Origin of the sequence: Streptomyces sp. DSM 110735 (genome assembly GCF_016482685.1) — a bacterium.
In the GTDB taxonomy this organism is placed as follows: Bacteria; Actinomycetota; Actinomycetes; order Streptomycetales; family Streptomycetaceae; genus Streptomyces.
Window position 1 is genome coordinate 40,932 of record NZ_JACYHF010000021.1, and the last position, 19,252, is coordinate 60,183.

Consider the following 19,252-nt stretch of genomic DNA (forward strand, 5'->3'; position numbering starts at 1 on the left):
CCATGATTTCCAGCCTGCTCGTGGCCAACCGGGGCGAGATCGCCTGCCGGATCTTCCGCACCTGCGCCGACCTGGGCATCCGCACCGTCGCCGTGCGCTCCGACGCCGACGAGGGTGCGCTGCACACATGTGTGGCGGACACAGCGGTACGGCTCCCCGGCGCGGCACCCGCCGAGACGTATCTGCGCGGCGACCTCATCGTGAAGGCCGCCCTCGCGGCGGGCGCGGACGCCGTGCACCCCGGCTACGGCTTCCTCTCCGAGAACGCCGACTTCGCCCGCGCCGTCCTGGACGCCGGGCTGGTCTGGATCGGTCCGCCACCGGAGGCGATCGAGGCGATGGCGTCCAAGACCCGCGCCAAGGAGCTGATGGGCGTCGCCCCGCTCGACTCGGCCGCCGTCACACAAGCGGACCTCCCCGTGCTGGTGAAAGCCGCGGCGGGCGGCGGCGGGCGCGGGATGCGCGTCGTACGCCGCCTGGAGGAGCTGCCCGGTGCGCTGGACGCAGCCCGCGCCGAAGCCGCGAGCGCCTTCGGGGACGGGGAGGTGTTCGTCGAGCCGTACATCGAGCGCGGTCGCCATGTCGAGGTGCAGATCCTCGCCGACACCCACGGCACCGTCTGGACCCTCGGCACCCGCGACTGCTCCCTCCAGCGCCGTCACCAGAAGGTCGTCGAGGAGGCGCCGGCGCCGGGGCTGCCGGCCGCACTCACCGAGAAGCTGTACGCGATGGCGGTACGCGCCGCGCGCGCCGTGTCGTACGAGGGCGCGGGCACCGTCGAGTTCCTCGTGGCCGACGGCAGGGCGCACTTCCTGGAGATGAACACCCGGCTCCAGGTCGAACACCCCGTCACGGAGGCGGTGTTCGGGCTCGACCTGGTGGCCGAGCAGATCCGGATCGCCGAGGGCCACGCCCTGCCCCTCGACCCGCCGTCCGCGCACGGGCACGCCGTCGAGGCACGCCTCTACGCCGAGGACCCGGCACGCGGCTTCGCCCCGCAGACCGGCACCCTGCACCGGCTCGCGGTACCGGGTGTCCGCCTGGACGCCGGATACGGCGACGGCGACACGGTCGGCGTCCATTACGACCCCATGCTCGCCAAGGTGGTCGTCCACGCGCCGACCCGCGCCGAGGCAGTCCGCGCCCTCGCGGGCGCCCTGGAGCGGGCGGCGGTCCACGGTCCGGTCACCAACCGCGACCTGCTCGTCCGCTCGCTGCGGCACCCGGAGTTCACTGCCGCCCGCATGGACACCGGCTTCTACGACCGCCACCTCCCCACCCTCACCGAGCCCGCCCCCGACCCGTACGCCCCCCTGGCCGCCGCCCTCGCGGACGCCGCAAGCCGCACCGGCACCGGCACCGGCACCCGCTCCCACTCCGGCTCCCGCTTCGGCGGCTGGCGCAACGTGCCCTCGGCGCCACAGGTGAAGCGGTACGAGATGGCGGGCGAGGAGACCGAGGCGACCTACCGCCACACCCGGACCGGTCCGACGGCGGACGGCGTCCGCGTGGTCCGCGCCGAACCCGCCCTCGTCGTCCTTGAAGTGGACGGCGTGGAGCGGAAGTTCGACATCGCCCGCTACGGCGACCAGGTGTACGTCAACACCACCCCCCTCACCGCCCTGCCCCGCTTCCCCGACCCCCGCCCCGACCACGCCCCCGGCTCCCTCCTCGCCCCCATGCCCGGCACGGTCGTCCGCATCGCGGAGCACCTGACCGAGGGCACCGAGGTCACCTCCGGCCAGCCCCTGATCTGGCTGGAGGCGATGAAGATGCAGCACCTGATCACAGCCCCGACGGGCGGCACCCTGACAGAGCTGCACGCCAAACTCGGCCAGCAGGTGGAGCCGGGCGTGTTGCTGGCAGTGGTGCGAGATGCCTAGGGGCGCGGGGAACTGCGCGACCAGCCACGAACAAGCCGCACCCGGAGGAAAAGAATGACGACCCTCATCGAATCCGAAGAACACCGGTCACTCCGCAAGGCCGTCTCCGCCCTCGGCAACCGCTACGGCCGCGACTACATAACCCGCGCCATAACCGAGGGACGACACCCCACCGAACTCTGGTCCGACGCAGGCAAACTCGGCTACCTCGGCGTCAACCTCCCCGAGGAATACGGAGGCGGAGGCGGCGGCATAGCCGAACTCTCCATAGTCCTGGAGGAATTGGGCGCGGCAGGCTCCCCCCTCCTCATGCTCGTCGTCTCCCCCGCCATCTGCGGAACAGTGATCGCCCGTTTCGGTACGGAGGACCAGAAGCGCACCTGGCTCCCCGGACTCGCCGACGGCACCCGCACCATGGCCTTCGGCATCACCGAACCCGACGCCGGTTCCAACTCCCACCGCATCACCACCACCGCCCGCCGCGACGGCGACGACTGGCTGCTCACCGGCCGCAAGGTCTTCGTCTCCGGTGTCGACCAGGCGGACGCCACGCTGATCGTCGGCCGCACCGAGGACGCCCGCACGGGCAGGCTCAAGCCCTGCCTCTTCATCGTCCCGCGCGACGCGGACGGCTTCACGCGCCACCAGATCGACATGGAAGTCAACGCCGCCGAGAAGCAGTTCGAGCTGGTCCTGGACGACGTACGGCTGCCCGCCGACGCGCTCGTCGGTGACGAGGACGCCGGGCTGCTCCAGCTCTTCGCCGGGCTGAACCCCGAGCGGATCATGACGGCGGCGTTCGCGATCGGCATGGGGCGCTACGCCCTCGCCCGTGCGGTGGAGTACGCCCGCGAGCGCACGGTGTGGAACGTCCCCATCGGCGCCCACCAGGCGATCGCACACCCCCTCGCGCAGGCACACATCGACCTGGAACTGGCCAAGTTGATGATGCAGAAGGCAGCCCAGTTCTACGACGCCGGGGACGACATCGGCGCGGGCGAGGCGGCCAACATGGCCAAGTACGCGGCCGGGGAAGCCTGTGTGAAGGCGGTCGACCAGGCGGTCCACACCCTCGGCGGCAACGGTCTCACCCGCGAGTTCGGGCTCGCCTCCCTCATCACCGGCGCCCGGGTGGCCCGTATCGCGCCGGTGAGCCGGGAGATGATCCTCAACTACATCTCCCACCAGACCCTCGGTCTCCCCAAGTCCTACTAGGCACATGCCCGTTGGAGGAACCGTGTTCCACAGCGCGTACGACGACGTACCGCCCGTAGAACTCCCCGTCCACGACGCGGTGCTGGGCGGTGCCGCCGCCTTCGGGGAGCGACCCGCGCTCATCGACGGCACCGACGGCACGACCCTGACCTACGAGCAACTGGACCGGTTCCACCGACGGTTGGCGGCGGCGTTCGCGGAGGCGGGGGTGCGCAAGGGGGACGTCCTTGCCCTGCACAGCCCCAACACCCTGGCGTTCCCACTGGCGTTCTACGCGGCGACCCGCGCGGGCGCCACCGTCACCACCGCCCATCCGCTCGCGACCCCCGAGGAGTTCGCCCGGCAGTTGGAGGACAGCGGGGCGCGCTGGATCGTCACCGTCTCCCCGCTGCTCCCTGCCGCCCGCCGCGCCGCCGAACTCGCTGGCGGGGTACGGGAGATCATCGTGTGCGACAGCGCGCCCGGACACCGCTCCCTGGTCGACATGCTGGCGAGCGACGGACCCGAGCCGGAGATCGCGCTCGACCCCGCCGAGGACATCGCCGTCCTGCCGTACTCCTCCGGGACCACCGGTGTGCCCAAGGGGGTGATGCTCACCCACCGGCAGATCGTCACCAACCTCGCCCAACTGGACCCGGCGATAAGGGCGGAGCCGGACGACCGCATCCTCGCCGTCCTCCCGCTCTTTCACATCTACGGTCTCACCGCCCTGATGAACGCGCCCCTGCGGCAGGGCGCCACCGTCGTCGTGCTGCCCCGCTTCGAGCTGGACACCTTCCTCGCGGCCATCGAGACCCACCGCATCACCGGGCTCTACGTCGCCCCGCCGATCGTCCTCGCCCTCGCCAAGCACCCCTCGGTCGAGCGCTACGACCTCTCCTCGCTGAAGTACGTGATCAGCGCCGCCGCCCCGCTGGACGCCTCCCTCGCCGCCGCCTGCGCCGAGCGGCTCGGGCTGCCGCCGCTGGGGCAGGCGTACGGCATGACCGAGCTGTCGCCCGGCACCCATGTCGTCCCGCTCGACCTGCTGCGCGAGGCGCCGCCCGGCACCGCGGGCAAGCTGATCGCGGGCACCGAGATGCGGATCGTCTCCCTGGACGACCCCGGCAAGGACCTCGGCGCCGGGGAGGCGGGCGAGATCCTGATCCGGGGTCCGCAGGTGATGAAGGGCTACCTCAACCGCCCCGACGCCACCGCCGAGACGATCGACGCGGACGGCTGGCTGCACACCGGTGACGTGGGTCAAGTCGACGCGGACGGCTGGCTGTTCGTGGTGGACCGGGTGAAGGAACTCATCAAGTACAAGGGGTTCCAGGTGGCACCCGCCGAACTGGAGGCGCTGCTGCTGACCCACCCCGGCATCGCGGACGCGGCGGTCGTCGGAGCGGTGAACGACGAGGGCAACGAGATCCCGCACGCCTTCGTCGTCCGCCGCCCGGACGCGCCCGAACTCGGCGAGAACGAGGTGATGTTGTACGTCGCCGAGCACGTCGCGCCGTACAAACGGGTGCGGCGGGTGACCTTCACCGACTCCGTGCCGCGCGCCGCCTCCGGGAAGATCCTGCGCCGCGAACTGAGGGAGCGCTCATGACCGTTGTCGGACGCTCCCGCGAACGGGGCGTGGAGACCCTCAGCCTGGACTCCCCGGACACCCGCAACGCCCTCTCCGCGCCCCTCGTCGCCGCGCTCGCCGACGCCCTCGCCGACTGCGGGAAGGACCCCGGCGTCCGGGCGGTCGTCCTCACCCACACCGGCGGCACCTTCTGCGCGGGCGCCGATCTGCGCGACCCGCCCCCGCCGGACGCGCTGGTGGGGCTGTTGCGGCAGATCGTGGAGCTGCCCCAGCCGGTGGTGGCGCGGGTCACCGGGCACGTGCGCGCGGGCGGGCTCGGGCTGCTCGCCGCCTGCGACATCACCGCCGCCTCGCGCGAGGCGACCTTCGCCTTCACCGAGGTACGGATCGGGGTCGCCCCGGCGGTGATCTCCCTGCCGGTGCTGCCGCGCGCCGACCCGCGCGCGCTCGCCCGCTACTACCTCACCGGCGAGCGCTTCGACCCCGCCGAAGCCGTACGCCTCGGTCTGCTCACCGCCTCCGGTGACGACGTGGACGACGTCCTCGCGCCCGTCCTCGACGGACTGCGCCGCTCCTCGCCCGAGGCCCTGACCGCGACGAAACGGCTGCTCACGGCTAGGGTGCTGGAGACATTCGACCGGGACGCGGCGGACCTGACCGCCCTCTCGGCCCGGCTGTTCTCCGCCCCCGGGGCCCGGGAGGGGATGACAGCCTTCCTGGAAAGACGGGATGCGGCATGGGTGGTGTGAGTACGGCGGAACGCGACCGCGTACCCAAGCAGGACCGCAGCCGGGCCACCCGGCAGCGGCTCCTGGAAGCCGCCGTGTCCTGCCTCGCCGAGTACGGCTGGGCGGGCTCCACGGTCGCGGTCGTCGCCGAGCGCGCGGGCGTCTCCCGGGGCGCCGCGCAGCACCACTTCCCCACCCGCGAGGACCTCTTCACCGCCGCCGTCGAGTACGTGGCGGAAAGCCGCTCCGTCGCCCTCCGCGAGCTGTTTCCCGACGGTCCGGGCGACCGGCGCGCCGTGATCTCCGCCCTGATCGGTCTCTTCACCGGACCCCTCTTCCGCGCCGCCCTGCACCTGTGGGTGGCCGCCTCGAACGAGGAGCAACTGCGCGGACGCGTGACGGAGTTGGAGGCACGCGTCGGCCGCGAGTGCCACCGCATCGCCGTCGAACTCCTCGACGCCGACGAGTCCCGCCCCGGCGTCCGCGAAACCGTCCAGGGGCTCCTCGACCTGGCCCGCGGTCTCGGTCTCGCCACCCTCCTCACCGACGACACCGCCCGCCGCGAGCGGGTCGTGGCCCAGTGGGCGGTCCTGCTGGACGAGGCGCTGGGGGAGTAGACCCGGGCAGGCGCGGCAGGGGGGGCAAGCTCTGCGACGCCCGGGGTGCAGGTGACGGCCGTCACATCCGTATTCCGGGCATCGCAGTACTCTTGGCCCATGCTTCCGATGCTCGTTCGCCGCCGCCACGTGGACTACGTGCGCGTCACGAGCATGGGCTGTCGGCGTTCCGCCTGACCCAGCCCCCTTCTTCTCGTCTCTTCCTTTCCGGCACCCGGGGGCCGCACACCCCCGCGGCCGCCCGTGCCCCGTACACCCGCGGACGCGCCATGACGACTCACGCGACGAACCCGTCGTACGCCCAGCTCCCGATCATCGACCTTTCGGCCGCAGACCGCGGTCCCGAGGAGCGTGCCCTGCTCCATGAGCGGCTGCACTCCGCCGCCCATGACGTGGGCTTCTTCCAGCTCGTCGGGCACGGGGTGACCCAGGACGAGACCGACGCCCTGCTCACCGCGATGCGCTCCTTCTTCGCGCTGCCGGAGGCGGACCGGCTCGCCCTGGACAACGTCAACTCCCCGCACTTCCGGGGCTACACGCGCACCGGCGACGAGCGCACCGCCGGTGCCCGCGACTGGCGCGACCAGCTCGACATCGGCGCCGAGCGCCCCGCCCGCGTGCCCGGACCGGACGAGCCGCCGTACTGGTGGCTCCAGGGACCCAACCAGTGGCCCGCCGCCCTGCCCGAGCTGCGCACCGCCGCCCTCGCCTGGATCGACAAGCTCAGCGCGGTCGCCCAGCGCCTGCTGCACGAGCTCCTGACCGCCATCGGTGCCCCGGCGGACTTCTACGACCCGATCTTCGGCGCCCACGCCCACCCGCACCTCAAGCTGGTCCGCTACCCCGGCAGCGCGGGCGACGGCACCGACCAGGGCGTCGGCGCCCACAAGGACTACGGCTTCCTCACCCTGCTCCTCCAGGACTCCGTCGGCGGTCTCCAGGTCCAGCGCGAGGACGGCCGCTTCCACGAAGTCCCGCCCCTGGACGGCGCGTTCGTCGTCAACCTCGGTGAACTCCTGGAGGTTGCCACCAACGGCTACCTCCTCGCCACCAACCACCGCGTCGTCAGCCCGCCCGGAGCCACGGAACGCTTCTCGGTCCCGTTCTTCTACAACCCCCGCCTGGACGCGAAGATCGCTCCGCTGCCCTTCCCCCACGCGGATGCCGCCCCGGGCGTGACGACGGACCCGACGAACCCGCTGTACGCGGAGTACGGCTACAACGAACTGAAGGGCAAGCTGCGAGCGCACCCGCTGGTGGCGGAGCGACACCACGCGAGCCTGCTGACCCCGGCGTAAGGTTTTTGTCTTTTGTCTTTCAGGGGCGCGGGGAACTGCGCGACCAGCCACAACCGGTCCGCAGCCGCCACGCGCCCCAACCACCCATCTCAGTGGGCGATCCCCGCAAACCCAGGAATGTCCTCCGGCCGCCGAGAGCTGGGCCCCACATACTTCGCTGAAGGCCGCACCAGGCGCCCGGTCCGCTTCTGCTCAAGAATGTGCGCCGACCACCCAGCGGTCCGCGCACACGTGAACATCGACGTGAACATGTGCGCCGGCACCTCGGCGAAGTCGAGCAGGATAGCCGCCCAGAACTCCACGTTGGTGGCCAGCACACGATCCGGCCGCCGGTTGTGCAGCTCCTCCAGCGCCGCCTTCTCCAGCGCCTCCGCGATCTCGTACCGGGGCGCCCCCAGCTCCCGCGCGGTGCGCCGCAGCACCCGCGCCCGGGGGTCCTCGGCCCGGTAGACCCGGTGCCCGAAGCCCATGAGCCGCTCACCCCGGTCGAGCGCCTGCTTGACCCACCCCTCCGCGTCCCCGGTCTGCTCGATCTCCTCGATCATGCCGAGCACGCGGGAGGGCGCCCCGCCATGGAGGGGACCGGACATCGCCCCGACGGCACCCGACAGCGCGGCGGCGACGTCCGCGCCGGTGGAGGCGATGACCCGCGCCGTGAAGGTGGACGCGTTCATGCCGTGCTCGGCGGCGGAGGTCCAGTACGCGTCCACGGCGGCGACATGCTTCGGGTCCGGCTCGCCGCGCCAGCGGATCATGAACCGCTCGACCACCGACCGCGCCTTGTCGATCTCGTTCTGCGGCACCATCGGCAGCCCCTGCCCGCGCGCGGACTGGGCGACGTACGACAGCGCCATGACGGCGGCGCGGGCGAGGTCGTCGCGTGCCTGCTCGGCGTCGATGTCCAGCAGCGGTTTGAGGCCCCACACGGGGGCCAGCATGGCCAGCGCGGACTGCACGTCCACGCGGATGTCCCCGGAGTGCACCGGGATCGGGAACGGCTCGGCGGGCGGCAGACCGGGGTCGAAGGCACCGTCGACCAGCAGTCCCCACACGTTCCCGAAGGACACGTGGCCGACCAGGTCCTCGATGTCGACGCCCCGGTACCGCAGGGCGCCGCCCTCCTTGTCCGGCTCGGCGATCTCCGTCTCGAAGGCGACGACTCCCTCTAGCCCGGGTACGAACTCGGACATAAGGCGGCTCCTCATGCTGGGTCGGCGGCGGTCACACCGGTCATGCCCCGTACGACCGGGGGTCACCCGGAGACGGGGCGGGAACCAGCACGATAGCCCTGAGTGCCAGGTTTGGGGAGACCTTGCGGCACTCAGTGCCACGTTAGAGGGAGGCGCACCGCGAGGTCCGTACGCCCCCATACGGCAGGATGACCGCGTGACCGATCGCGACACGATGCCCGACCCCGCCACCGACCCCGCGTTCATGCGCAAGCAGTACCGCGCCCGGGGACTGGACGAGCCGGATCTCGCGGGCCACCCGATGGACCAGTTCGCGCGCTGGTTCGCGGACGCGGCACGCGCCGCCGTCCACGGCACGCTGTACGAGCCCAACGCGATGGTCGTCTCCACGGTGGACCCCGCCGGGCGCCCCGGCTCGCGCACGGTCCTGATGAAGGGCTACGACACCGAGGGCTTCGTCTTCTACACCAACTACGACTCCCACAAGGCGCGTGACCTGGCCGGGAACCCGTACGTCTCGCTGCTCTTCCCCTGGCATCCGATCGCCCGCCAGGTCATCGTCTCGGGCGTCGCCCGCCGCACGAGCCGCGAGGAGACCGCCGCGTACTTCCACAGCCGCCCGCACGGCTCCCAGCTCGGCGCCTGGGCCAGCGCGCAGTCCACGGTCGTCGGCTCCCGCGCCGAACTGGACGAGGCGTACGCCGCGCTCGGCGCCCGCTACCCCGAGGGCGCGGAGGTCCCCGTCCCGCCGCACTGGGGCGGCTTCCGCGTCGCGCCCGAGACCGTCGAGTTCTGGCAGGGGCGCGAGAACCGGCTCCACGACCGCCTCCGCTACGCCGCCCTCCCGGACGGCACCTGGACGGTCGACCGCCTGAGCCCCTGACGCCGACCTGTGGAAACGCAGACGACCCGTGAGCTCGGGTCCTCCGCCGGGGCGGAGGGCCGGCCGGACGTTACCGGCGAGCTCACGGGTCGGGCGACTGCGATGGATTGGCCGGCGGCGCGCATTCACACGCGCTGTTCCGGCACCGCAACTCGGTGTGGTGACGGGCCGCTAGCCCGCAGCCACCTCACGCGTCCGGGTTTCACACATGTACCCGATCACCTCCCTTCTGCTTGCTTCGCAGCCTAGGCAGTGGACCGGAGCGGCTCAACTCTTTTTTCGCGACGCCCGCAATCTTGCGAGAACCTGATGTGTTCCGGGTCACTGTCGAGTTGAATGACAGGCGAACGATGCAGGCCAGTGAGCGGAACGGGCGCCGAGGGGTGTGCCCGACGCAGCCTCCAGGGGGTCCAGGGTGAGTGCTTCCCGGCGCGGTGGGGCCACCGACGAGCTGGGGCCGGGGGAGCCGGGCGGGGAGGACTTGCTCGCCGCGCTGCTGGACGGCATGGACGCGGCCCTGTGCGCCTTCGACGCCGAGGGGGTCGTGACCCACTGGAACCGTGAGGCGGAGCGGATCCTCGGGTGGAGCGCGGCCGAGGCGGTCGGGCGGGCGGGGTTCGCCGGGTGGGCGGTGCGCAGCGCGGACGCCGAGGAGGTGCAGCGGCGGCTGATGTCCGCGATGCGGGCGCCGGGACGGCAGGTGCACGAGTTCGCGCTGGTCACCAAGGACGGCGGACGGGTGCTCGTCCGGACCCAGTCCGCCGCCGTGCGCGGTCCCGACGGCAGCCCTGCCGGGCTGTACTGCGCCTTCAGCGAGGTGCACGCGCAGATCGACCTGGAGCGGTCGATCGCGCTCAGCGAGGCGCTGTTCGAGGATGCGTCCTGGGGTGTCGTCCTGGTCGACGCCGATCTGCGGCCCGCCGTCGTCAACGCGCACGCCGCCCGCGCGCTCGGGGTGGGCCGTACGTCCGCGCTCGGGCGCCCGCTCGGTGAGCTGCTCGCCCAGGGGGTGGAGGAGCTGGAGAGCGCGCTGACCCATGTGCTGGCCGAGGGCGCGCCGCCCGGACCCGCCGAGATGTGGGTGAGCGTGCGGACCGCCGAGGGCGAGCGGCGGCGCTGCTGGCGCAGCGGCTTCGTACGGCTGTCCTCGCCACTGGCGGAGGAGCCCGTACCGCTCGGGGTCGGCTGGCTCTTCCAGGACGTCACCGAGGCACGGCAGGGCGAGCGGGAGGCATCCCAGTTGCGCTTCCGCTCCAACCAGTTGCACCGCGCCGCCCGTGCCGCCGCCGAGTGCGAGGACCCGGCGGAGGCGGCGGTGGTCCACCTGGAGTTCGCCCTCGCGGGCTTCGCCGACCACGCCCTGCTGGACCGGGTCGCGCCGGTGCCGCCCGGCGCGGAGGAGGGTTCGGTACGGCTCGTACGGCTCGCCGCCACCCCCGCCGGTACGCCCGGACCCGACACACCGCCCGGCACCTCCGGGCTGCCCGTGCGGTACGGCGCCGGACATCCCGCGCTCCAGTGCGGCGAGCGGAACGGGACGGTGCGGGTGGACGCCGGGTCGGGTCCCGCCGAGCGCCCGCGCGAGTGGGCGCGGGCGCGGCTGTGGCCCGCCGACACCGCGCACGCGCTGTGCGCGGTCCTGCGCAGCCGGGGTCGCACGCTGGGCGTGCTCACCTTCCTGCGCGGGCCGGGGCGGGGGCGCTTCGACCGGTCCGACGTGGCGTACGCGGAGGAGGTGGCGGCGCGGATCGGAGCGGCGCTGGACCTGACGGCGGCGGTCCGGGGCTAGGGCCTGTCCGCCGCCGGTACCGGTGTCCGGGGAGACGCCCCCTAGTGCCGGTAGAAGATCCGGTCGCCGTACTTCTCCATGATCCGCGCGTTCCAGTCGTGGCCGCCGTCGACGTTGCCGGAGCGCAGCAGCGGGGGCTCGATGCCGCGCGCGGCCAGTTCGGCGGCGGCGGTGGCCATCACGGCCTGCATCAGCGCCGAGGTGACGACCGTGGAGGCGGGGGCGAAGGGGGCGGGCACGGAGTCCAGGCTCAGCTCCGCGTCCCCGACCGCGATCTTGGAGTCGAGCACGACGTCGCAGTGGTCCTTGAGGAAGGTGCCCGAGGAGTGCCGCGAGGCGGTCTCGGTGGCGTACGCGACGGAGGTGACGCCGATGACCTTGAGTCCGCGCTCCCGGGCGCCGCGCGCCATCTCGACGGGCAGGGAGTTGCGTCCCGACAGCGAGATGATCACCAGGGCGTCCCCGGCGCGGGCCGGTGAGCTGTCCAGTACGGCGGTCGCGAGCCCGTCGACCCGCTCCAGGGCGGAGCCGAGGGTGGCCGGGGTGACGTCCACGCCGACGACGCCGGGTACGGCGAGCAGGTTCATCAGGGCGAGTCCGCCGGCCCGGTAGACCACGTCCTGCGCGGCCAGCGAGGAGTGCCCCGCCCCGAACGCGAACAGCCGCCCCCCGTCCGTCACCGTGTCCGCCAGCAGGACCCCCGCCTCCGCGATGGCCCCACCCTCCTCCTCCCGCACCCGCCGCAACAGCTCCGCGGCGGCATCGAAGAACAGTTCGGCAGGCGTGCCGTCGCTCATACGGTGCCCCTTCGCGCTCGGTGTCGCGGATCACGGTGCGGTCTGGACCATCACCCTGTCAATACGGGGTGCCTCCGGCGGTTCGGCGGGTGTCCTGTGCGGGAGTTGGCGCGTGGTGAGGGGGCTCGGGGTGCGGGACCTGGCGGCGGTCCCGCGTACGACGTCATCACCGCCCCGATTCCCCCCGCCCCGTCACCCCGCCGCACCCCGGTTTCGTAGGGGCGGCACGGTTGTCGGTGGTATCCGGCAGAATTGAGGTCTGGGCCAGCGCACGCGCCGGGAGCGGTGAGCTTCCGGCAGAGGTAATCGAGGGGCACGTATGTCCGGACTGATCGACACCACGGAGATGTATCTCCGCACCATCCTCGAACTGGAAGAGGAAGGCGTCGTCCCCATGCGCGCCCGCATCGCGGAGCGGCTCGACCAGAGCGGGCCGACCGTGAGTCAGACGGTGGCGCGGATGGAGCGGGACGGGCTCGTGTCCGTGGCCAGCGACCGTCATCTGGAGCTGACCGACGAGGGCCGCAGGCTGGCCACGCGGGTGATGCGCAAGCACCGCCTCGCGGAGTGCCTGCTGGTGGACGTCATCGGGCTGGAGTGGGAGCAGGTGCACGCGGAGGCGTGTCGCTGGGAGCACGTGATGAGCGAGGCGGTCGAGCGCCGCGTGCTCGAACTGCTGCGGCACCCCACCGAGTCGCCGTACGGCAACCCGATCCCGGGTCTTGAGGAGCTGGGGGAGAAGGACGGCGCCGACCCGTTCCTGGACGAGGGCATGGTCTCGCTGGCCGACCTCGACCCGGGCCAGGACGGCAAGACGGTCGTCGTCCGCCGGATCGGGGAGCCGATCCAGACGGACGCGCAGCTCATGTACACGCTGCGGCGCGCGGGCGTGCAGCCCGGTTCCGTGGTGAGCGTGACCGAGTCGGCGGGCGGCGTCCTGGTCGGCAGCGGCGGCGAGGCCGCCGAGCTGGCCTCGGAGGTCGCCTCGCACGTCTTCGTCGCCAAGCGCTGAGAGACGCGCCGGGACGAAAGAGAACCCCGGCGCCGCCGCGGCGCCGGGGTCTCACCTCCCCGGACGGTGACCCGGAGCCCCGAGCTCCCAGGGTCACCCTCGGACCGTTTTTCCCCGAGCGGTCCGCCCCCCTCGCCAGAGAAGATCCCCTCGGCGGTGGCGATCATTCCTCTTCTGGTGTCACTCGAACGAGGGGTGTTCCTCGCACAGACCCGATGTTCGAATAGCAGTTCGATAGTCTGCGACAGCAGCACCACGAACCACGGCATAGGACGACGGCAGGGCAGTACACCGGTACGAGGCAGGCAAGGCTGGGGGGTGCCAGGCGATGGCACGACGCATCGACGTGACAGGAGCGGGCGGCGTACGGCTGGCCGCCTGGGAGTTCGCGGACCCGCCCAAGGAAGGGGCCGACTCCGCCCTCCCCGGCGTGCTGCTGCTCCACGGGCTGATGGGCCGCGCCTCGCACTGGGCGGCCACCGCCCGCTGGCTCGCGGAGCGCTACCGCGCGGTGGCGCTCGACCAGCGCGGCCACGGCCGCAGCGAACACCCTCCCGCGGCAGCCTGCACCCGCGAGGACTACGTCGCGGACGCCGAAGCCGCCCTCGAACAGCTCGGTCTCGCCCCCGCCGTCCTCATCGGCCACGCCATGGGCGCCCTGACGGCCTGGCAGCTCGCCGCCCGCCGCCCCGACCTCGTGCGCGGGCTCGTCATCTGCGACATGCGCGCCTCCGCCCTCGGCGCCGCCTCGCAGCGCGAGTGGGACGAATGGTTCCGCTCCTGGCCGGTCCCCTTCGCCACGCTCGCGGACGTCCGCAAGTGGTTCGGCGAGGACGACCCCCGCCTGGAGCGCCCGAGCCCGACCCGCGGCGAGTTCTACGCCGAGGTCATGCACGAGTGCGCCGACGGCTGGCGCCCCGTCTTCGAGCCCGAGCGCATGCTCCGCACCCGCGAGACCTGGGTCCACGACGCCCACTGGGAGGAACTGACCCAGGTCGCCTGCCCCACCCTCGTCGTCCGCGGTCTCGACGGCGAACTCGGCCGCGCCGAAGCCCAGGAAATGGTCCGCGTCCTCCCCCGAGGCGAATACGCCGAGATCACCGACGCGGGCCACCTGATCCACTACGACCAGCCGGAAGCATGGCGCAGAGCGGTGGAGCCGTTCCTGAACCACCTGTCCTGAGCTTGTTCAGCAGGGGCCACTGGTTTTTGGTCTTTTCAGGGGCGCGGGGAACTGCGCGACCAGCCCACACGGCGCCGCACCCGAAAAACCCGCAGACAGCCCCCTCACCCCCGACTGACCGCCACCAGAATCTCCGGCAACCGCCCCACCGTCCGCGGCGCGGCCAACCGCAACCCCGCCACGGTCAACCCCGCCCCGTACACCACCCCGAGCGGCAGCAGCACCCACGCCCACCGCGCCCCACCGTCCGCGACGTTCAGCCAGATCACCGCCGCGATCACCGGCGCACACAGCAGCGCCGCCGACACCATGCCCCCGAAGATCGCCGCGAAGGCGAGCCCCGCCTGCCCCGGCGCCACGTTCCGGTGCCCCTCCTGCGGGATCGAGTAGGGGAACCGCGCCGACGTCCACGCCCCGGTCGCCAGCATCGCCCCCAGCAGCGCCAGGGACAGCCCGAGCACCTCGGGCAGCCGGTCCCAGTCGCCGAGCAGCGCCGTCGTCACCACGGTGACCAGGAGCGCGTACGGCAGGGTGATCAGCAGCAGCGCCAGCGCGCGCCCGCGCAGCTCGGCGTAGGCGTCGCGGGGCGAGGAGATGGTCATGGCGACCATCCAGAACGCGGACGCGTCCTGCCCGAACTGGTTGTACATCTGCATCCCGAGCATCCCCGAGGCGAAGCACGCGAAGTAGACCGACCCGGTGCCCTGCACCGCGTTGAACACCGGCACGATCAGCCCGATCGCCAGCGAGGTGACCCACGCCGCCTTGGTCTTGGGGTCGCGCCAGATGTAGCGCAGGGTGCGTTCCATGACGGCGCCGGTGCGACCGCCCGGCAGCACCCGCCCCAGCAGGCTCGCCGAGGCGTGGTCGGGGGCGTTCGTGTCGGCGCCCTGGAGCGTGGAGCCGTCCGGCGCGGTCATCAGCCGGGTCAGACTGCGCGCCCAGGCGACGATCAGCAGCGCCAGCGCGAGCACGGACACGGCCAGTTGGGCCAGCGCGAGACCGTACGACCCCGTGCTCGCCGTGTGCACCGCGGCCAGCGCCGAGGCGGGCGGCACCCAGGACAGCACGTCCGCCACCGGCTGGAGCTGCCCGAGCCCGGTGGACGAACCGAGGCGCTGCAAACCGAAGTTGAGCACCTGCGCCCCGATGGCGATCACCAGCCCGCTCAGCACCGCGAGGTCCCGTCCCCGGCGGCTGGTCAGCAGCCGTACGTTGGCCGCCGCGACCGTACGCGCCAGCGCCACGCACACCAGCAGCGCGAGCGGCAGGGCGACGGCGGCGGCGACCCATCCGGCGGGTCCGTGCGCGAGCGCCACCGCGCAGCCGGTGAGGACCAGCAGGGTGTACAGCGGGCCGATGCCGACCAGCGAGGCGGCGAGCAGCGCGCGCACCAGCGGCCGGGGGCGCAGCGGGAGCATCACCAGCCGGGTCGGGTCGAGCGTCTCGTCGCCGCTCGGGAAGAACAGCGGCATCACGGTCCAGCCGAGCGCGAGCACCGCCGCGCCGATCACCACGACGTTCTCGACGTGCGCGAACCCGCCGAGCGCGATCAGCCCCGTCATCTGGAGCAGACCGATCAGCAGCGCGGCGATCGCCGAGCACACGAACGCCGCCCGGCGACCCGCCGACTGGCGCAGCCCGCCGCGCAGCAGCGACAGCTTCAGCCGGACGAGGGTGGGGGTCAGAGCCGTCATCGCGGGGCACCGCCGCCCAGCCAGTCCAGGTCGGACCCGGCGGCGCGGTCGTGGGCACCCACGAGTTCGAGGAACGCCGCCTGGAGTGTGGGATGTTCGCCGCGCACCTCGGCGAGCGGACCGGTGGCGCGGATGCGTCCGGCGGCCAGCACGGCCACCCAGTCGCACAGGGACTCCACCAGCTCCATCACGTGCGAGGAGAAGACCACGGTGGCGCCGGAGGCGGTGTAGCGCTCCAGGACGCCCCGGATGGTCTGCGCGGAGACCGGGTCGACGCCCTCGAACGGCTCGTCCAGAAAGAGCACTTCGGGGTTGTGCAGCAGGGCGGCGGCCAGTCCGATCTTCTTGCGCATACCGGTGGAGTAGTCGACGACCAGCTTGTGCTGGGCCCCGGCCAGGTCGAGCACGTCGAGCAACTGGGTGGCCCGCTTGTCGACCTCGGCGCCGGGCAGCCCGCGCATCCGCCCGGAGTAGCCGAGCAGTTCCCGCCCCGACAGCCGTTCGAAGAGCCGCAGTCCCTCCGGCAGCACCCCGATGCGTGCCTTGACGGCCACCGGGTCGCGCCAGACGTCCTGTCCGGCGATCTCCACGCTGCCCTGGTCGGGCCGGAGCAGCCCGGTCACCATGGACAGGGTGGTGGTCTTGCCCGCCCCGTTGGGACCGACCAGTCCGATGAACTTCCCGGCGGGCAGATCGAGATCGATCCCCCCGACCGCGACATGCTGCCCGAACTGCTTCCAGAGTCCCCGTATCCGCACTGCTGCCTCGGTCATGCCGAAACCCTACGGGGACATCGGCGGTCCTGTTGAGGGCCCCGGACCACTCGGTGATCAGCGGTCCCGCGCACACGCGTACGCCAGCGCCGGGACCACCTCCTCCGCGTCCGGCAGCCAGCGGTTGGCCAGGGTCGGCGGGGATGCCCACTGGGCGGCGCCCCGGGTGCCGACGCGGGAGGGCGGGGCGGCGACGTAGCGGCCCTCGCCGAGGGCGGTCAGGTCAAGCGAGGGCGGGTACCAGCCCAGGCGGCGCAGCAGGTCGGGCGTCTTGGCGCCGCCGCCGGGCAGCACGAAGAACTGGGTCCTGCCGTCGGCGGTGCGGATCACCGGACCCGGGATCAGCCCCATCCGCTTCATGCGGGCCAGCGCGAGCAGACCCGGGCTCTCCGGGACGGACAGCGCGTCGAAGGTGCGCCCCGTCGGCAGCAGGATCGACGCCGTCGGCCGCCGCTGCCACATCGCGCGCACCGCCCGCACGCTGCGGGTGGCCAGGGACGCCCAGTCGGGCCGGGTCGGATGCGCCCCCGGCGCGGGGCACTCCTCGTCCCCGCACGAGCAGAACACCATGCCGTCGAGCGTCTCCAGCCAGCTCCCCGCGACCACGTCCCAGCGCCGCTCGTCCGCGTAGCGTACGGCGGTCTCCAGCAGGGGCTCCGCGCGCTGGTGCGGGATCTGGGCGGCTGCGGGGCCCGCGCTCGTGTCGGTCACGATCCACTCAACTCTCCCGCCGGACGTCGGTTACGGCCCGGCCGCGCGCGGGGGAGGTGCACCGGCTCGCCACCCGGGGCGCATGGGTGCATCCACGGGGGCGCGCGGGAGGGTCGGGAGTGTGGCGCGGGTAGCCACGTCCGAGGGGTCCGGGAGCGGGCGCGGTGGGCGCCGCCGGACCGCCGGAGGGGAGAGGCTGCCGCCTTTACCCCGGCAAACCGCACATGTCACGCATTGACGTTATGTCGACTGGGCAGTGATCTGAATCGACCGGATCGTCCGGCCGGATCTTCACGCTCCAGGGTTTCGCAGGGGGTAGCGGATGGCCGCGAGGCCGCTAGTGGCGAGGCAGCCGAACGAAAGGCTGCAAGCACTGATCCAGGAAGCGGGGTGCTCGAACGCGGGGCTGGCCCGGCGCGTCAACATGTGCGGCGCCGAGCACGGTCTCGACCTGCGCTACGACAAGACGTCCGTGGCCCGCTGGCTGCGCGGTCAGCAGCCGCGCGGGCGCGCCCCGGCCGTCATCGCCGAGGCACTCGGCCGCAAGCTCGGCCGTACGGTCACGATCGACGAGATCGGCATGGCCAACGGCAAGAACCTCGCCTCGGGCGTGGGTCTCCAGTTCTCGCCGACCGTACTGGGGGCCATCGAGCAGGTCTGCGAGCTGTGGCGCAGCGACGTGGGCAGGCGGGACTTCCTGTCCGGCTCCTCCGTCGCCGCCTCCGCGCTCGTCGAGCCCAGCCGCGACTGGCTGATCTCCGCGCCGGACGCGGCGGTGGCCCGGCAGGCGGGTCCGCGCGTGGGCCGCTCCGACGTGGCGGCCGTGCGCTCCATGACCGAGGCGCTGGTGGGTCTGGACCACACCTACGGCAGCGGGCATGTGCGCCCGGTCGTCGTGCACTACCTGAACAGCGTGGTCTCAGGGCTGCTCGCGGGCTCGTACCGGGAGGCGGTCGGGCGCGAACTCTTCTCCGCCGTCGCCCGGTTGACCGAGCTGGCGGGGTACATGGCCGTGGACACCGGTCAACCGGGGCTGGCCCAGCGGTACTACATCCAGTCGCTGCGCCTCGCGCAGGCGGCCGGTGACCGCGGCTACGGCGGCTATGTGCTCGCCGCCTCCATGAGCCATCTCGCCGCCCAGCTCGGAAACCCGCGCGAGATCGCCCAGTTGGCGCGCGCCGCGCAGGAGGGCGCCCGGGGGCGGGTGACCCCGCGCGCGGAGTCGATGTTCCACGCCGCCGAGGCGCGCGGGCACGCCCTGCTCGGCGACGCCCGCTCCGCCGAGGCGGCTTCCGGGAAGGCGATCGCGGCGCTGGAGCGCGCGGAGGCGTCCGGAGGCGACGACCCGGCGTGGATCGCGCACTTCGACGAGGCGTATCTGGCCGACGAGTTGGCGCACTGCCACCGCGACCTCGGCCAGCCGGAGGTGTCCGCTCGCTACGCCGAGCAGTCGCTCGCCGGGCACCCGGAGTCCCGCGCCCGGCGCCGTGCCATCGGCTACGTCCTGCTCGCCACCGCCCAGGTGCAGCGCCGCGAGATCGAGCAGGCGTGCCAGACCGGCATGAAGGCGGTCGAACTCCTGGAGACCCTGCGCTCCGACCGGGGTGCCGAGTATCTGACGGATCTTCAGCAACGCCTCGAACCGTTCCGGGAGGAGGCGGTCGTCAGGGAGTTCGGGGCGCGGCTCGACGTACGCCAGGCGGCCTGAACGCGCGGGCATCCGCGTGTGAAGGGACGGTGAACGGCACCCGCGGCGTTCGCGGGTGCCGAATACAGCGTGGTGGGGGCAGGTTTTGTTACGGCTGTCACAGGGAAGCGGCTGTGGCCCTGAGCTGCGTGGCACCGGGCTCGACAGACCCGGTAGCGTGAGCCGACGATTCCGAAGGTCCCCCATTCACAGGAG

At 72.6% G+C, this 19,252-nt stretch carries 16 protein-coding genes; 11 read left to right on the top strand and 5 right to left on the bottom strand.

Annotated features, from left to right (window positions below; all coding sequences use genetic code 11):
* Nucleotides 1-2 precede the first annotated feature (2 nt).
* The 6 genes from IF655_RS25580 (at nucleotide 3) to IF655_RS25605 (ending at nucleotide 7,314) form a co-directional block, all read left to right on the top strand.
* Nucleotides 3-1,883 (top strand): biotin carboxylase N-terminal domain-containing protein, encoded by a 1,881-nt coding sequence (locus IF655_RS25580; protein WP_199587472.1) that lies wholly within the window; start codon nucleotides 3-5, stop codon nucleotides 1,881-1,883.
* 54 nt (nucleotides 1,884-1,937) lie between these two features.
* Complete coding sequence (locus IF655_RS25585) at nucleotides 1,938-3,098, top strand: acyl-CoA dehydrogenase family protein (protein WP_199587473.1); 1,161 nt, start codon at nucleotides 1,938-1,940, stop codon at nucleotides 3,096-3,098.
* 22 nt (nucleotides 3,099-3,120) lie between these two features.
* Nucleotides 3,121-4,689, top strand: a complete 1,569-nt coding sequence (locus tag IF655_RS25590) for a 4-coumarate--CoA ligase family protein (protein ID WP_199587530.1) — start codon at nucleotides 3,121-3,123, stop codon at nucleotides 4,687-4,689.
* Nucleotides 4,686-5,420 (top strand): enoyl-CoA hydratase family protein, encoded by a 735-nt coding sequence (locus tag IF655_RS25595; RefSeq protein ID WP_199587474.1) that lies wholly within the window; start codon nucleotides 4,686-4,688, stop codon nucleotides 5,418-5,420. Before IF655_RS25590 ends, IF655_RS25595 begins: the two co-directional genes overlap by 4 nt.
* Nucleotides 5,408-6,016, top strand: a complete 609-nt coding sequence (locus IF655_RS25600) for a TetR/AcrR family transcriptional regulator (RefSeq protein ID WP_199587475.1) — start codon at nucleotides 5,408-5,410, stop codon at nucleotides 6,014-6,016. Before IF655_RS25595 ends, IF655_RS25600 begins: the two co-directional genes overlap by 13 nt.
* Before the next feature lie 269 nt (nucleotides 6,017-6,285).
* The gene (locus IF655_RS25605) at nucleotides 6,286-7,314 is read left to right on the top strand and encodes an isopenicillin N synthase family oxygenase (protein ID WP_199587476.1); all 1,029 of its coding nucleotides are present in this window, start codon (nucleotides 6,286-6,288) and stop codon (nucleotides 7,312-7,314) included.
* Between the two features lie 89 nt (nucleotides 7,315-7,403).
* On the opposite strand, the gene IF655_RS25610 is transcribed toward IF655_RS25605, so the two are convergent.
* Nucleotides 7,404-8,504 (bottom strand): citrate synthase 2, encoded by a 1,101-nt coding sequence (locus IF655_RS25610; RefSeq protein ID WP_199587477.1) that lies wholly within the window; start codon nucleotides 8,502-8,504, stop codon nucleotides 7,404-7,406.
* Nucleotides 8,505-8,700: 196 nt separating this feature from the next.
* On the opposite strand from IF655_RS25610, the gene pdxH reads away from it, so the two are divergent.
* Both pdxH and IF655_RS25620 read left to right on the top strand, forming a co-directional pair.
* Nucleotides 8,701-9,387 carry a pyridoxamine 5'-phosphate oxidase gene (gene pdxH / locus IF655_RS25615; RefSeq protein ID WP_199587478.1) on the top strand — a complete coding sequence of 229 codons (687 nt, stop codon included), beginning with the start codon at nucleotides 8,701-8,703 and terminating at the stop codon, nucleotides 9,385-9,387.
* A 415-nt stretch (nucleotides 9,388-9,802) separates the two neighbouring features.
* Nucleotides 9,803-11,176 carry a PAS domain-containing protein gene (locus IF655_RS25620; RefSeq protein WP_199587479.1) on the top strand — a complete coding sequence of 458 codons (1,374 nt, stop codon included), beginning with the start codon at nucleotides 9,803-9,805 and terminating at the stop codon, nucleotides 11,174-11,176.
* A gap of 41 nt (nucleotides 11,177-11,217) precedes the next feature.
* On the opposite strand, the gene IF655_RS25625 is transcribed toward IF655_RS25620, so the two are convergent.
* A complete protein-coding gene (locus IF655_RS25625; RefSeq protein ID WP_199587480.1) occupies nucleotides 11,218-11,973 on the bottom strand; it encodes an SIS domain-containing protein in 756 nt (251 codons plus the stop codon).
* 319 nt (nucleotides 11,974-12,292) lie between these two features.
* On the opposite strand from IF655_RS25625, the gene IF655_RS25630 reads away from it, so the two are divergent.
* Both IF655_RS25630 and IF655_RS25635 read left to right on the top strand, forming a co-directional pair.
* Nucleotides 12,293-12,985, top strand: a complete 693-nt coding sequence (locus tag IF655_RS25630; RefSeq protein WP_161179097.1) for a metal-dependent transcriptional regulator — start codon at nucleotides 12,293-12,295, stop codon at nucleotides 12,983-12,985.
* 328 nt (nucleotides 12,986-13,313) lie between these two features.
* Nucleotides 13,314-14,168: an alpha/beta fold hydrolase gene (locus tag IF655_RS25635; RefSeq protein WP_199587481.1), complete on the top strand. Its 855-nt coding sequence runs from the start codon at nucleotides 13,314-13,316 to the stop codon at nucleotides 14,166-14,168.
* Between the two features lie 104 nt (nucleotides 14,169-14,272).
* On the opposite strand, the gene IF655_RS25640 is transcribed toward IF655_RS25635, so the two are convergent.
* Genes IF655_RS25640 through IF655_RS25650 form a run of 3 tightly spaced genes read right to left on the bottom strand, consistent with a single transcriptional unit; the run spans nucleotide 14,273 to nucleotide 17,349 of the window.
* Nucleotides 14,273-15,865 (bottom strand): transporter, encoded by a 1,593-nt coding sequence (locus IF655_RS25640; protein ID WP_199587482.1) that lies wholly within the window; start codon nucleotides 15,863-15,865, stop codon nucleotides 14,273-14,275.
* Nucleotides 15,862-16,638, bottom strand: coding sequence for an ABC transporter ATP-binding protein (locus IF655_RS25645; RefSeq protein ID WP_199587483.1), 777 nt, complete (start codon nucleotides 16,636-16,638; stop codon nucleotides 15,862-15,864). The genes IF655_RS25640 and IF655_RS25645 overlap by 4 nt, the downstream gene beginning before the upstream one ends.
* Nucleotides 16,639-16,695: 57 nt before the next feature.
* Entirely contained in the window at nucleotides 16,696-17,349 is a 654-nt protein-coding gene (locus IF655_RS25650) for a bifunctional DNA primase/polymerase (RefSeq protein ID WP_199587484.1), read from the bottom strand.
* 322 nt (nucleotides 17,350-17,671) lie between these two features.
* On the opposite strand from IF655_RS25650, the gene IF655_RS25655 reads away from it, so the two are divergent.
* Entirely contained in the window at nucleotides 17,672-19,057 is a 1,386-nt protein-coding gene (locus IF655_RS25655; protein ID WP_199587485.1) for a transcriptional regulator, read from the top strand.
* Nucleotides 19,058-19,252 lie beyond the last annotated feature (195 nt).